Annotated in this window: 15 protein-coding genes and 1 pseudogene; 8 read left to right on the top strand and 8 right to left on the bottom strand. The window is 59.1% G+C overall.

What is annotated here, in order from left to right; genetic code table 11:
• Both AAAB16_RS24310 and AAAB16_RS24305 read right to left on the bottom strand, forming a co-directional pair.
• The coding region (locus tag AAAB16_RS24310; protein ID WP_340665657.1) for a helix-turn-helix domain-containing protein at positions 1-465 on the bottom strand (465 nt) is incomplete at its 3' end.
• 102 nt (positions 466-567) lie between these two features.
• Positions 568-1893: an MFS transporter gene (locus tag AAAB16_RS24305; RefSeq protein ID WP_340665656.1), complete on the bottom strand. Its 1326-nt coding sequence runs from the start codon at positions 1891-1893 to the stop codon at positions 568-570.
• A 256-nt stretch (positions 1894-2149) separates the two neighbouring features.
• Here AAAB16_RS24305 and AAAB16_RS24300 point away from each other — a divergent pair, with 256 nt between their 5' ends.
• Both AAAB16_RS24300 and AAAB16_RS24295 read left to right on the top strand, forming a co-directional pair.
• Complete coding sequence (locus tag AAAB16_RS24300) at positions 2150-3244, top strand: sugar diacid recognition domain-containing protein (protein WP_340665655.1); 1095 nt, start codon at positions 2150-2152, stop codon at positions 3242-3244.
• Between the two features lie 107 nt (positions 3245-3351).
• Positions 3352-4500: a glycerate kinase gene (locus AAAB16_RS24295; RefSeq protein ID WP_340665654.1), complete on the top strand. Its 1149-nt coding sequence runs from the start codon at positions 3352-3354 to the stop codon at positions 4498-4500.
• Positions 4501-4518: 18 nt separating this feature from the next.
• Here the strand turns inward: AAAB16_RS24295 and AAAB16_RS24290 are convergent, their stop codons facing one another.
• A complete protein-coding gene (locus tag AAAB16_RS24290; protein WP_340665653.1) occupies positions 4519-5211 on the bottom strand; it encodes a glutathione S-transferase in 693 nt (230 codons plus the stop codon).
• 156 nt (positions 5212-5367) lie between these two features.
• Here AAAB16_RS24290 and AAAB16_RS24285 point away from each other — a divergent pair, with 156 nt between their 5' ends.
• The 5 genes and pseudogenes from AAAB16_RS24285 to AAAB16_RS24265 form a co-directional block, all read left to right on the top strand.
• Positions 5368-5928: a TetR/AcrR family transcriptional regulator gene (locus AAAB16_RS24285; RefSeq protein WP_340665652.1), complete on the top strand. Its 561-nt coding sequence runs from the start codon at positions 5368-5370 to the stop codon at positions 5926-5928.
• A 127-nt stretch (positions 5929-6055) separates the two neighbouring features.
• Positions 6056-6565 (top strand): ankyrin repeat domain-containing protein, encoded by a 510-nt coding sequence (locus tag AAAB16_RS24280; RefSeq protein WP_340665651.1) that lies wholly within the window; start codon positions 6056-6058, stop codon positions 6563-6565.
• Positions 6566-6638: 73 nt separating this feature from the next.
• The gene (locus tag AAAB16_RS24275; protein ID WP_108097253.1) at positions 6639-6920 is read left to right on the top strand and encodes a peptidylprolyl isomerase; all 282 of its coding nucleotides are present in this window, start codon (positions 6639-6641) and stop codon (positions 6918-6920) included.
• 165 nt (positions 6921-7085) lie between these two features.
• The gene (locus AAAB16_RS24270) at positions 7086-7394 is read left to right on the top strand and encodes a hypothetical protein (protein ID WP_340665650.1); all 309 of its coding nucleotides are present in this window, start codon (positions 7086-7088) and stop codon (positions 7392-7394) included.
• A 112-nt stretch (positions 7395-7506) separates the two neighbouring features.
• Positions 7507-7821 (top strand): annotated as a pseudogene (locus AAAB16_RS24265) (DUF2025 family protein); the annotation flags it as partial.
• A gap of 167 nt (positions 7822-7988) precedes the next feature.
• On the opposite strand, the gene cysB reads toward AAAB16_RS24265, so the two are convergent.
• The 5 genes from cysB to AAAB16_RS24240 form a co-directional block, all read right to left on the bottom strand.
• Positions 7989-8963 (bottom strand): HTH-type transcriptional regulator CysB, encoded by a 975-nt coding sequence (cysB, locus tag AAAB16_RS24260; RefSeq protein WP_340665649.1) that lies wholly within the window; start codon positions 8961-8963, stop codon positions 7989-7991.
• A gap of 175 nt (positions 8964-9138) precedes the next feature.
• Entirely contained in the window at positions 9139-9642 is a 504-nt protein-coding gene (locus AAAB16_RS24255; protein ID WP_340665648.1) for a universal stress protein, read from the bottom strand.
• 111 nt (positions 9643-9753) lie between these two features.
• A complete protein-coding gene (locus tag AAAB16_RS24250; RefSeq protein ID WP_340665647.1) occupies positions 9754-10659 on the bottom strand; it encodes a 5'-nucleotidase in 906 nt (301 codons plus the stop codon).
• Between the two features lie 7 nt (positions 10660-10666).
• Positions 10667-11623 carry a putative 2-dehydropantoate 2-reductase gene (locus tag AAAB16_RS24245; protein WP_340665646.1) on the bottom strand — a complete coding sequence of 319 codons (957 nt, stop codon included), beginning with the start codon at positions 11621-11623 and terminating at the stop codon, positions 10667-10669.
• Positions 11623-11982 carry a thioredoxin gene (locus AAAB16_RS24240; protein ID WP_340665645.1) on the bottom strand — a complete coding sequence of 120 codons (360 nt, stop codon included), beginning with the start codon at positions 11980-11982 and terminating at the stop codon, positions 11623-11625. Before AAAB16_RS24240 ends, AAAB16_RS24245 begins: the two co-directional genes overlap by 1 nt.
• A 34-nt stretch (positions 11983-12016) precedes the next feature.
• Here AAAB16_RS24240 and AAAB16_RS24235 point away from each other — a divergent pair.
• Positions 12017-12338 (top strand): PilZ domain-containing protein (locus tag AAAB16_RS24235; protein WP_340665644.1); only part of this gene is annotated, 322 nt, incomplete at its 3' end.

Below are 12338 nucleotides of genomic sequence, written 5' to 3'. Positions count from 1 at the left end.
TTCATACCCCATGCGCAGCTCCTGCGCTTGCTGGGCCAAAGCGGCCATTGCCTCTGTACTGTGTTGGTCACGGTGAGTTTTGTAGGCAATCAGATCGGCAAACAGCACGCGGCGATGACGACCGGTTCTGGTGAACTTTAACTCACCATTTTCGAGCATCTTCACCAAGTGGGGGCGCGAGACATTGAGCATGTCGGCTGCTTCCTGAGTAGTCAGCTCGGCATGAATGGGCACCACTTTCACCGCATTGCCCAGGGCCAACTCACCGAGAATTTCCACCAGCAAGCGCAGCGCCGAGGTCGGCAGTTCTACTTCATGGGCGATGTCGTCTTTGTCGAAAATTTCGATGCGCTGGGTGTCGAGCCCTGTGGCCAGGTAGGCAGCCAGCGTGCGCTGCCCCTGCACAGCAGCCGCTACTTCACGTTCGGCAGGATGAGGGGTGAGTTTGAGGTCGGCAGTAGTCATGGCAAAACTCCAGAGCAGCGAAACGTAACTACGAACAGACTATTCGAAATAATCGAAAATCGCAATAAACGAAACGCCACCCCTAGCGCCGACCGCCCGTTATCACACCGCGGCGGTTGATGCCGCCTTCACCGGACGACTCACGCGCAACGCCACCAAGCTGCCGACGACGGTTAGCGCGGCCAAGCTATAAAGCGCCATATCGGTAGAGCCGGTCTGGTCTTTGATCCAACCGACGATGTAAGGGCTAAGAAAACCGGCCATCTGGCCAATCGAGTTGATCAACGCCAGTGCCGCCACCGCCACGCTGGCACTGAGGAAAGCCGTAGGCAGCGGCCAGAACATGGGCAGGCCGGTCAGCGCGCCCATGGTGGCGATGGTCAGGCCAAGAATGGCGATAACCGGCACGGTGGCAAAGTTGGCGGCAATCACCAAGCCAATGGCGCCCATCAGCATGGGCACTACCAAGTGCCAGCGGCGTTCGTTGCGCAGGTCCGCCGAGCGCCCGACCAGCAGCATAAATACGCCAGCGGCCAGGTACGGCACGGCGCTGATCCAGCCAATTACCAGGGCATCGCTGAAGCCGAGGTTTTTGATGATGGACGGCAGCCAGAAGTTGATCGCATACACGCCGCTCTGAATGCAGAAGTAGATAAAGCCCAACACCCAAACAAACGGCATGGTCAGCACCGACAGCACCGAAACATTGGCTTGTACTGGTCGGCTGCGGTCATCAAAGGCGATATCCGCCGCCACCCTGGCGCGTTGTTCAGGGGACAACCAGCGCGCGCTTTCGGCGTTGTCGCACAGCAGCACAAAGGCCAGCGCGCCGAGCAGCACGGTGGGCAAGCCCTGAATCAGAAACATCCACTGCCAGCCGGCCAAACCTGCGTGGCCGGCGGCGAAGTGGTTGAGAATCCAGCCGGAGAACGGCCCGCCAATCAACCCGGAAACCGGAATGGCCGACATAAACAACGCCATGATTCGGCCACGGCGCTGGTTCGGGTACCAGCGCGAAAGGTAGAGCACGATGCCGGGGAAAAAGCCCGCTTCCGCCATACCGGTAAGAAAGCGCAGCACGTAGAACTCCAGCGGCGTGGTGACAAACAACAGGCACGTGGAGAAGAACCCCCAGGTGATCATCATCAAGCCAATCCAGCGCCGCGGGCCAAACCGGCTGAGTGCCAGGTTGCTGGGCAGGCCGCACAGTACATAGCCGATAAAGAAAATGCCGGCACCAAAACCATAGATGGTTTCACTGAAGTTCAGGGCATCGAGCATTTGCAGCTTGGCAAAGCCGACGTTGACCCGGTCCAGGTAGTTGAACAGGTAGCAGATAAACAGGAAGGGAATCAGATGCAGGGTGACGCGACGGTAGACGTGATCGCCTTCAACGTCGCCCACGTCCTTGATTGAAGGGTTGGGCATGGGTCAATCCTCTGTGCTTGTTATTTTTATGCCGACGCTGCGGACCGTTCGAGCTTAGTGAGTTGGCCCGTGCAGCGCTTTGGGGCTTTGCACCCCTTTGCCGGCAATTTTCTGTGTAATCGCACAAAAAACTTCAGTCATCTAGCCTTTATCATCCACGCCTGCCGCTCTGCTGCGCCCACATTTGGGCGAGATAACAATTCAGCAGGGGCCACTGTTGTATCGTTGCCCAACCGTTTTTTGCCAGGACTCGCCCATGTTCGAACTCACCCACCAGCTGGCGCAGAACATCGTCGACCGGGCGATGGCCATTCTTCCCTACAACGTTAATGTGATGGACAGCCAGGGGCTGATTCTGGCCAGTGGCGAGCCCAACCGCATCAATACCCGCCATGAAGGCGCGCAATTGGTGCTGGCCAACCACCGCATTGTTGAGCTGGACGAACAGGCCGCGCGCACCCTCAAGGGCGTACAACCCGGCATCAACCTGCCGCTGATGCACGATGAACAGTTGATCGGCGTGTTGGGTATTTCCGGCGACCCACAAGCCTTGCGCACCTACGCCGAGTTAGTGCGTATGACCGCCGAAATGCTGGTGGACCAAAGCCGCATTCAAGCCGAACAGCAATGGCGCAAAACCCGCTGCGATGATTTGCTCGCCGTGCTGCTCGGCGAAACCGGTGGCTCGCAGCGACTGATCGACGAAGCCCATCAACTGGGCCTGAAACCGCACCTGAGCCGCACCCCGCACCTGATCGAAATCGCTGACGGGCAAAACTCCACCGAGCTGGCCGAATGGCTGCGCGGCCATTACACCGACAGTTGGTGCAGCGCCCCGGCCCCGCACACCGTGCTGTGGTGCTGCCCGATCAGCATCGACCCGCAGCGTTTTAGCGAACGCCTCAAGGCCCAGGGCTGGAACCTGCAACGTATGGCCTCCGGCATGCCTTGCGCCGACGTTCACGCGCTGCGCCGTTGCTGCCACCGGATTGCCGAGCTGCTGGCCTATGGGCAGGCGGTGAAACCCTATCGTCTGTTGCTGTCACTGACCCGCTGCCGCTTGCCTACGCTGTTATGGACCCATCGCGCCGAAGACACCCTGGGCGAACTGTTGGTGCCGTTGCACAACATCGTCGCCCGCGATGGCAATGGCCAACTGCTGCGCACCCTGCGCGCCTGGTGTGAACACAACGGCCAGCCCCAAGCCTGCGCCGATGCGTTGGGTATTCACCGCAACAGTTTGCGCTACCGCATGGAGCGCATCGCCGAGCTGACCGGCAAGGACATGACCCGCCTGGACGACCTCGTGGAGCTTTACCTGGCCGTGCAACTGATGCCCAGCAGCGGCTGACTTTTGTCCGTCTGCACAATCCGAACAGCACTGCCTTGTGAATCTGGCCAAAGCGAGGCAGCAATAAAGCGTGCCAGCATGGGCGCACCTATATGCCGGAGCCTGTTATGAAAATCGTCATTGCCCCCGATTCATTCAAAGACAGCCTGGGCGCGCCCGCAGCGGCCGCCGCCATGGCGTTGGGGTTCAAGGACGTATGGCCGGACGCCGAGTTGGTGCAGTGCCCCATGGCCGACGGCGGTGAAGGTACCGTTGAGGCGATTCTTGCCGCTCTGCAGGGCGAGGCCCGCAGCACGTTGGTCAGCGGCCCGTTGGGCCAGCAAGTAAAAGCCCGCTGGGGCTGGCTGGCGCAATCGCGCACGGCGATTATCGAAATGGCTGAAGCCAGCGGCCTGCAACTGGTGCCGGTGGAATTGCGGGATGCGCGTTTCAGCTCCACCCGTGGCACCGGCGAATTAATCCTCGCGGCCCTGGATGCCGGTGCGCAAAAGGTAATTTTGACCATCGGCGGCAGCGCCACCAACGACGGCGGCGCCGGTATGTTGCAAGCGCTGGGCGTCAAGCTGTTGGATGCCGGCGGCCACGCCATTGGCCCTGGTGGCCTGCCGTTGTCGGTGCTGAGCATTCTCGATATCAAGGGCCTCGACCCGCGCTTAGCCGATGTGCAGGTGCAAGTGGCTGCCGATGTAAATAACCCGCTGTGTGGCCCCCACGGAGCATCGTTCACCTTTGGCAAACAGAAAGGCGCCACGCCTGAGCAGGTTGAACAACTGGATGCCGCCCTCGCCCACTTCGCCGATTTGACGGCGGTAGTGCTGGGTACTGACCGTCGGGACGAGCCCGGTGCCGGTGCTGCCGGTGGCATCGGCTTTGCGGCTAAGGCTTTCCTCAACGCCACCTTCCGCCCTGGCGTGGAAGTGGTGGCGGAGCTCACCGGCCTGGCGGAAAAAATGCACGGCGCCGATCTGGTGGTGACAGGCGAAGGCCGCTTCGATGCCCAGACCCTGCACGGCAAAACCCCGCTGGGTGTGGCTCGAGTAGCCAAGCAGTTTGGGCTGCCGGTGGTGGTGCTGGCAGGCACCTTGGGCGAGGGCTACGCGCGGCTATATGACGTGGGCATTGATGCCGCTTTCTCCCTGGCCAGCGGGCCGATGAGCCTGCAGGACGCGTGTCAGCAGGCATCGACCCTATTGCGAGAGCGGGCGCGCGACATGGCCCAACTGTTGCGCGTTGGGCTATCGCTTAAAACCTCTTAAACCTACGTCTAGCTGTGCTTAAGCGTCAGGGTGCGACAGGCTTACCCGGTTGCGCACGCTAGGCCGTTCTTGCATGCGGCCGTACCAGGTAAGCAGCGCATCGCACTCGCTAGGCACTTCAAGCTCGACCAATCCGGCAAAGATCAAACCACCGATCACGGTAATGTCGGCCATTGAAAACGCGTCGCCAGCAATAAACGGCCGGGTACGCAGCAGGCCGTCAAAGTAGCGCATGCCGCGCAACGCTTTATCGCGCTGGCGCAGCCCCCACTCGGCATTCTGGTAGAGCTCCACATCCGCGCCTAACCCTGGCGTCGCGTGGTGGAAATACACGCTGACCGCATCCAGCAACTCCAGCTCAGCGCGCTTGCTGAGCATATGAATGATGCCCTGCTCTTTTGCCGTACGGCCGGTAAGCGTGGGGTTGCCGTCCAGGGCATCGAGGAATTGGGTAATGGCGGTGCATTCGGCCAGCAGGGTGCCGTCGTTTAGCTCTAGAACAGGCAAGGTGCCGGAATAATTTTTGGCGAGAAACTCTGGAGTTTTGTGCTCGCCTTTCCATAAATCGACCGACTCGAACTGCACTCGCGATTGCAGGTTTTTCTCCGCCAAAGCGATACGCACCCGCGCGGGATAAGGGCCGGTGTGCCAGTCGTAAATCTTCATAAAGGGCACCGTAGCGACATCAAATGGGCAATTCTGGGTACTCATCTCAATCTCCTACCTATCAGTTGATAGGTAAACTTTAGAAGAGTTGAACAGCGGCGGTCAACGTCTATCTATCAGTTGGCAGGTAAATAACTGAGGACTAGAATGGCCACCCGTGCCTCCCCTCCATAAGGCACCGTCTTTAGCGAGGTTGTACAAGTGAGTAGCAATGCTAGGGAAGCCATTCTGGAAGCTGCGAAAAAGTCTGCGCAGGCCCATGGCTATAGCGGTTTGAATTTCCGCGATCTGGCAGCAACAGTCGGCATAAAGAGCGCGAGCATCCACTACCACTTTCCCACCAAAGCCGACCTCGGCGCTGCAGTAGCTCAGCGCTATTGGCAAGACACCGCCGCGGCGCTGCAAACCCTACAGAGCGAAAACCAAGACCCGCTGGAATGCCTGCGCCATTACCCCGCGATCTTTCGCCGCTCGCTCCAAAGCGAAAACCGGCTGTGCTTGTGCAGCTACATGGCGGCCGAGTACGACGACTTGCCGGAGCCGGTAAAGGCTGAAGTACAAACCTTTGCCGACATCAACGTGGCCTGGCTAACGGAGTTGTTGCAAGTAGCGGGCGTGGTAAGCGCGCAGAAGAGTGAAAAACGCGCCAGGGCTATTTACGCTGCCATAGCAGGGGCCCAATTGGTTGCCAGAAGCCGGGCTGATATCGCGCTCTACGATGCATTAATCGACGGTTATCGCGAAGCGGGTTTGCTGCCCTAGGTCGCGGGTTAAAGAAAAGCGCCCGCGGCCACTTCGCATCGTCGTCATCAACAATCTCAATAAGCCGTTGTTGCCCCTGACGACTAAGCTGCCGCCAACGCCAATCAATGAGCAAGGAGCAGCCCCAATGACCACCTCCCCCGCCACCCTCGACGACGAAACCCTGGCCTTTGCCGAACGCGTTTTTGATGCCGCTCGCGCTGGCGCCACCGGCGACCTGCAGGCTTTTCTCGCCCAAGGCCTGCCCGCCGACTTGCGCAACCATAAGGGCGACAGCCTGGTAATGCTGGCCAGTTACCACGGCCACTTGGACACCGTTGCCCTGCTGCTCGAACACGGCGCAGATGCCGACCTGCGTAATAACAACGGGCAAACGCCACTGGCTGGCGCGGTGTTTAAAGGCAACTTGCCGATGATCGAATTATTGCTAGCCAAGGGTGCCGATGTGGAAGGCGCCACGCCGGACGGTAAGACCGCGTTGATGATGGCAGCGATGTTTAATCAAGGCGCTGCCATCGACCTGTTGCTGGCCCACGGCGCCAATCGCGACGCCCGTGAGCAAGGTGGTCTGACGGCGCTCGAGCTCGCCCAGCGGATGAACGCCCCGCTCGCCCTGCAACGTTTGCAACAGGTCTGATGCTGGCGTGCCAGCCTTGAATACGCTGGCAATTCGGGTAGGCTCGTCGCCTTTCTCAGAAGGAATTTCTGCCATGCCTAAAGCCACCGCTCGCCACATCCTGGTTTCCACCGAAGCCAAGTGCAATGAATTGAAAGCTGCCATCGAAGGCGGCGCTGACTTCGCCCAAGTGGCCAAGGACAACTCCAGTTGCCCATCCAGCCGTGACGGCGGCAACCTCGGCTCGTTTGGCCCAGGCCAGATGGTTAAAGAATTCGACACCGTAGTGTTCAGCGCGCCGGTAAACGTGGTGCAGGGCCCGGTGAAAACCCAGTTTGGCTACCACCTGCTGGAAGTGACCAGCCGCCAGGACTGATCCTGCTGCTAGCCCTTGCTCTGCCGAGCAAGGGCTTTTTCCTCTCCCGCCCACTATCTAAGCCCATCCGCTTCACCCGGCATTTTTGTATCAGCAGGGTAAATTCGCGTGCTGGCACCCACCCTTCTGGTTTGAATGGCACCTCCCGTTTGTAGAGGATTTGCCATGCGCCATCTCCCGCTGATTGCCAGCACGGCCTTCGCCGCCACCTTTATCACTATTCTCGCCATGGCCGCCGACATGCCCCCGCCGCCACCCAACGGCGAGCACCGCAAAGGCCCGCCGCCTTTCGCCATTGAGGCATGCAAAGGGCAAAGCGTTGGTAGCACGGTGAGTTTCAAGAGTCCCGACGGCAAGACATTCAAAGGGGTTTGCCGGGAGTTCGACGGCACCTTGGCAGCCATGCCCGAGCATCCGCCAGGCCATGACAAAGGTGACCACAAAGGGCCACCGCCAAAACCGCAAGACGAATGAATGCAATAACTTCTCATTGAGCCGGCATTGACCTGAGGCAAGTTCGCCACGCCAGGGCCGCCGTATAACCGTGCGACCCGCGCTACTGCGCTTTTTGCCCATGAGGTCGAGCATGAACATTACATCCGCGAGCATTTGCGCCGCCGCCGACGACCTGAAAGGTTTCGTCGGCTTTAACAGCAAAACAGGCCAGCACTTAGTGCGTTTCAGCGAGGACTCGTTTGGCCTCGACGTGGTGGAAAGCAGCATCACGCCGAGTTGTGAGTTTGTCTGGGTACAGCTCGAAGGCGATTTAATGGCCTTGAGCCGCGACTGCCTTCAGTTGCTGCTTGATCAGAATATCGACGACCGCCTCAACCTTGCCCCGGCACTGCATGTGTATATGCGTCGTCGCGACATGCCGGAAATTCAAGCACAACGCCGCCTGCAGAAAACCTGTAGTGGCAAGTGTGAAAGTGGCGAATGCAAAAATGGCCATAGCCATCATCAGCAGGGGGAACGGGTGGTGGCGACCAACCTGTAACGGCGCACCAGCGAGCAGGAGGCGGACTCACATCCGCCGTCCGCTCCCATCAACAGGCAAACTGCCGGCGATCAATGCACCGGCAGTTCAACACCGTGAAACAGCTCTTCCAGCTCCACTTTGTTATGGCACTGCACCGCTTTGGCCATCACATCGCGGGTCAGGTGCGGGGCAAACTTTTCAATAAAGTCGCACATAAAACCGCGCAGGAAGGTGCCGCGGCGGAAGCCGATTTTGGTCACGCTCGGTTCGAACAGTTCACTGGCATCCAGCACTACCAAGTCCGGATCAAGTTTGGCGTCGACCGCCATTTTCGCCACGATGCCCACGCCCAAGCCCAGGCGGACGTAGGTTTTGATTACGTCGGCGTCGGCAGCGGTGAATACCACTTTCGGCGTCAGGCCACGGTGGCTAAAGGCTTCGTCGAGCTTGGAGCGACCGGTGAAGCCGAACACGTAGGTGACGATGGGCCATTCGGCCAAGGCTTCCAAGGTGAGCTTGGGCAGTTTGGTCAACGGATGGCCTTGGGGCACCACGACGCAACGGTTCCAGGTGTAGCAAGGCATCATGATCAGGTCGTTGAACAGCTCCAGACCTTCAGTGGCGATGGCGAAGTCGACCGTTCCGTCAGCGGCCATTTCGGCGATCTGCATTGGCGTGCCCTGGTGCATATGCAGGGCCACGTCGGGGTACTGTTTGATAAAGCTGCTGATCACCGCCGGCAAGGCATAACGCGCTTGGGTGTGGGTAGTGGCGATGGAGAGCGTGCCTTTTTTCTCGTTGGAGAATTCCTGGGCAATCTGCTTAATGCTCTCAACTTTGCGCAGAATTTCACCGGCGGTGGTAATGATGCGCTCGCCTGCCGGGGTAACGCGGGTAAGGTGTTTGCCGCTGCGGGCGAAGACCTCAACGCCTAATTCGTCCTCCAGCAGGCGGATCTGTTTGCTGATGCCTGGCTGCGAGGTGTACAGGCTCTGCGCCGTAGCAGAGACGTTGAGATCGTGGTGCGCGACTTCCCAGATGTAGCGCAGTTGCTGGAGCTTCATAAATATCCCTCAAAGCTGAAAAGCGACACGGCAGACGCCAAAGGCCTTATATAACCATAATAATGGTTAGAAGGCTAAATCTAGACCATTTTTATGCAGATTGCGCAATGACTCCCCTATAGGGGTGTGCTCTGCGCACCGCAGCGCTCCTTACAAACCGCCGGTGCGCATCACCCTACGAGTCGGCCCGGTTGCGGTGTTGCAGCATGGGCACCAGGTACACCGGCACTTCGGCAATCTGCACCAAGCGCGCGGCGGTGCGCCCGAGGGGAATATCCTGCACACCGTTGTGACTGCTATGGCTCCCCACCACCAACAAGTCGACATTAAAGCGCTGCGCCTCGGTGAGAATGACCTGCGGCGGATCGCCCTGCACCACCCGCACCGCTCGCACCATGTCCATATCCTGCTGGGTATCACCCATCTCATCGCGAAAGCCTTCAAACACCCGCTGTTCAATGCTGGCCAACACTCCAGTCAGGCCATTGGTGCGAATCTCCGTGAGTACCGCTTCGTCCAGGTAGGTTTTCAGTACCGATTCGGCGAACAAGCCCATGGGTTCAACGGCATGCACCACGTACAGATCGGCCTTGAAGGCGCGCGCTATAGACAGGGCGTGTTGCAACACATAGGGGGCGTAAAGGCCTAAATCAGTGGCGTAAAGAATTGAGCGAATCATGCGGCCTCCTAACTGCATTCTTAACGGCCTGGGTTCAGCTTAGCAGCGCTGGCTATAAATCCACGCGCCGTTAGCTCGCCAAGACGAACGGGCGGTAAGAAGGCCGGGAGACTAGAGCTGCGGCTCGTTGCTGATGCCATGGGGAACATGCCCGGTGGCCACGACTTCACGGCTTTTTTCGCAATGCCCGGCTTGGTCATCAAAAAACACGTCGGCGCCGAAGGTTTCCAGAATCGCGGTTTTTTCCAGGCCACCGAGAAAGTACGACTCGTCCAGACGAATATTCCACTCGCGCAAGGTACGGATCACCCGTTCGTGGGCCGGCGCCGAGCGTGCGGTGACCAGCGCCGTGCGAATCGGGCAGTCCTCCTGCGGAAACTCCTGTTGCAGGTTGTGCAATGCGGCCAAGAACGGTTTGAACGGCCCGCCGCCGAGCAGCTCACGGGCCGACTCGCGCTCATGGGCCTGGAACGCCACCAGGCCGCCAGCCTGATATACCCGCTCAGACTCATCGGAAAACAGCACCGCATCACCGTCGAAGGCAATACGCAGTTCATTGCTCGCCGCGCGACGAGCGCCGCCAGAAAGAATGGTCGCCGCACCAAAGCCGGCGCGTAGCGCACTGCGTACATCTTCAGCATGGGTAGAGAGAAACAGGTGACAGCCAAAGGCGGCCAAGTACGGATCAGGGCTACGACCGCCAACAAAAGCGGCGCGGGAAATGCCCAGACCGTAGTGCTGAATCGAGTTAAACGCGCGCAGGCCGGTATCCGCGCTATTGCGCGAGACCAGAATCACCTCGACACGCTGCTGGCCAAGCCTTGTGTTCAAGGCCAACAGTTTTTCCACCAAGGGAAAGGCATCTCCGGGCGCCAGAATCTCTTCCTCATGCTCAATCTGGTATTGGCGATACGCCTCCACGCCTTCACTTTCGTAGATGCGGTGGCTTTCACGCAGGTCAAACAATGCGCGCGAGGAAATTGCCAGTACCAGTTTGTCCGCCAGCCCCTTGCTCATAAGCACCTCAATTCAGGTTGCGACTGTCGATAAAGGTCAGTTGTTGCTGCAATGCGCGAATACGCGTCAGGTCGACGCCCGCGCGTTCGGCGGCGGCCAGCGGCTCGGCGTAAATGTAATGCAGCTCCAGCGGGCGTTTTTCGACAAAGTCGTGGTACATGCTGGGCAGGTAATCCGGCATGCGGTCGGTAGAAGCGAGCAGCTTGTCGGCGAATACTTCAGGAATGACATGACCACAGGCAGCAGCGCCTTGGATCACTTCCTTCATGATCGCCAGAATCAACGCACGGGTTTCAGCGTGAGCCATCAGTGCCGTGGTGCCCGCATTGAGTACCACCGACAAGCCGTTGTAAGGCACATTCCAAATCAGCTTTTGCCAGCGCGCCTGCGCCAGGTTGGGCATAGCGGTGGAATCCAGCCCTGCTTTCTTAAACATCGCCGCGCCTTCTTCGGCGATGGCTAGCTGCGCCGCTGTATCGGTCGCCGGGCCGCTGTGATAGCCGAGATTAACCCCGCCTAGCGCTTGATGTTCGATCACGCCGGGAGCTGAACGGTGAACGCAGATATAGCAGAGGCCGCCTAGCAGATGCAGCGACTCCGGCAGCAACGGCCGCAAGCCCTCTTCCACCGCCAGACCGTTCTGCAACAGCACAACGTTAGCGTTGGGCGCCGCCACCTTGCTGATTAAAGGCGCCAGCTCGGCGTTGCTGGTGCTTTTGGCGCCGACCAGTAACCAGTCACAGGCCGGCATGTCGGCGGCATTGCAATATGCCTGAACGTTTTCAAGCTGCAGTGCACCATGCACGGCGCTGTTCAATTGCAGGCCGCGTTCGCGTACGGCGGCATATTCGCTGCGCAGCAAGAAGTGCACGTCAAAACCGGCACGCGCAAGCATAAGCCCATAAAAACCGCCAATAGCACCGGTGCCGATAATGCCAATGCGCGGGCTGTGGGTATCAGACATCAAGGAAGCTCCTCAGGTGAATGAGCCAGCGCCGCGCCAATAGCGGCGCTCAGCTCGGCTGTAGTCAAGCGCGAGTGCACCGCGCCGAAAAATTGACCATCGCGCACGACATACAGCGCGGGCAAGTGAAAAACCTCATAACGCTCGACCAAACCGCCATTGTTGGCGGCATCAATCCAACACAGGCGCGTCACCGGCAGGGCCATGTCCGGCAGCGTTTGCCGGGCCCAGCGGCAACTGGCACAACCTATGCTCGTAAATATCAACAGCGACGTGCCCGGCCAATCGAGCAGTAAGCGATCTGCATCGAAATCCGTCAGTTCGGATTGGCAGGCTATGCTGCTAGCAGTGATGCCCATAAGCCATCATCCGATGTAGTGGAGTTTTGCCGTAATGCGACAGTTTTTGCGTCATCCCAGTGATATGCCAGTTGAGCTAGTCCAGCGCAAGCATGCCTTCCTGCCACGCCAGCGGTTGCACAATATCAGCCTCGGCGGCGTGGCCTGCAATTCCGCTAAAGGTTTTCGTCGCGGTACCGCCGTGGAGCTGCGCATTCCGCTGCTGGGTGACCAAGCGCGCTACAGCGGTGTAGTGGCCTGGTGCAAAAAGCTGCCGTCGGACTACCTGGTCGGCATTGCCTTTATTGATGAAGAAACCTTATTTCGGGCGCGAATGGTCGAACAGGTTTGTCAGATTGAGCACTACCGTCACCTAA

Origin of the sequence: Pseudomonas sp. (genome assembly GCF_037994325.1) — a bacterium.
In the GTDB taxonomy this organism is placed as follows: domain Bacteria; phylum Pseudomonadota; class Gammaproteobacteria; order Pseudomonadales; family Pseudomonadaceae; genus Aquipseudomonas.
Note: the sequence above shows the minus strand (reverse complement) of the source record. Positions and strands in the feature narration are given on the sequence as shown.

Excerpts from the sequence above, each read along its gene's own strand:
- AAAB16_RS24305 (WP_340665656.1), bottom strand. The coding sequence starts at position 1,893 with ATGCCCAACCCTTCAATCAAGGACGTGGGCGACGTTGAAGGCGATCAC.
- AAAB16_RS24300 (WP_340665655.1), top strand. The coding sequence starts at position 2,150 with ATGTTCGAACTCACCCACCAGCTGGCGCAGAACATCGTCGACCGGGCG.
- AAAB16_RS24295 (WP_340665654.1), top strand. The coding sequence starts at position 3,352 with ATGAAAATCGTCATTGCCCCCGATTCATTCAAAGACAGCCTGGGCGCG.
- AAAB16_RS24290 (WP_340665653.1), bottom strand. The coding sequence starts at position 5,211 with ATGAGTACCCAGAATTGCCCATTTGATGTCGCTACGGTGCCCTTTATG.
- AAAB16_RS24280 (WP_340665651.1), top strand. The coding sequence starts at position 6,056 with ATGACCACCTCCCCCGCCACCCTCGACGACGAAACCCTGGCCTTTGCC.
- AAAB16_RS24275 (WP_108097253.1), top strand. The coding sequence starts at position 6,639 with ATGCCTAAAGCCACCGCTCGCCACATCCTGGTTTCCACCGAAGCCAAG.
- AAAB16_RS24270 (WP_340665650.1), top strand. The coding sequence starts at position 7,086 with ATGCGCCATCTCCCGCTGATTGCCAGCACGGCCTTCGCCGCCACCTTT.
- cysB (WP_340665649.1), bottom strand. The coding sequence starts at position 8,963 with ATGAAGCTCCAGCAACTGCGCTACATCTGGGAAGTCGCGCACCACGAT.
- AAAB16_RS24255 (WP_340665648.1), bottom strand. The coding sequence starts at position 9,642 with ATGATTCGCTCAATTCTTTACGCCACTGATTTAGGCCTTTACGCCCCC.
- AAAB16_RS24250 (WP_340665647.1), bottom strand. The coding sequence starts at position 10,659 with ATGAGCAAGGGGCTGGCGGACAAACTGGTACTGGCAATTTCCTCGCGC.
- AAAB16_RS24245 (WP_340665646.1), bottom strand. The coding sequence starts at position 11,623 with ATGTCTGATACCCACAGCCCGCGCATTGGCATTATCGGCACCGGTGCT.
- AAAB16_RS24240 (WP_340665645.1), bottom strand. The coding sequence starts at position 11,982 with ATGGGCATCACTGCTAGCAGCATAGCCTGCCAATCCGAACTGACGGAT.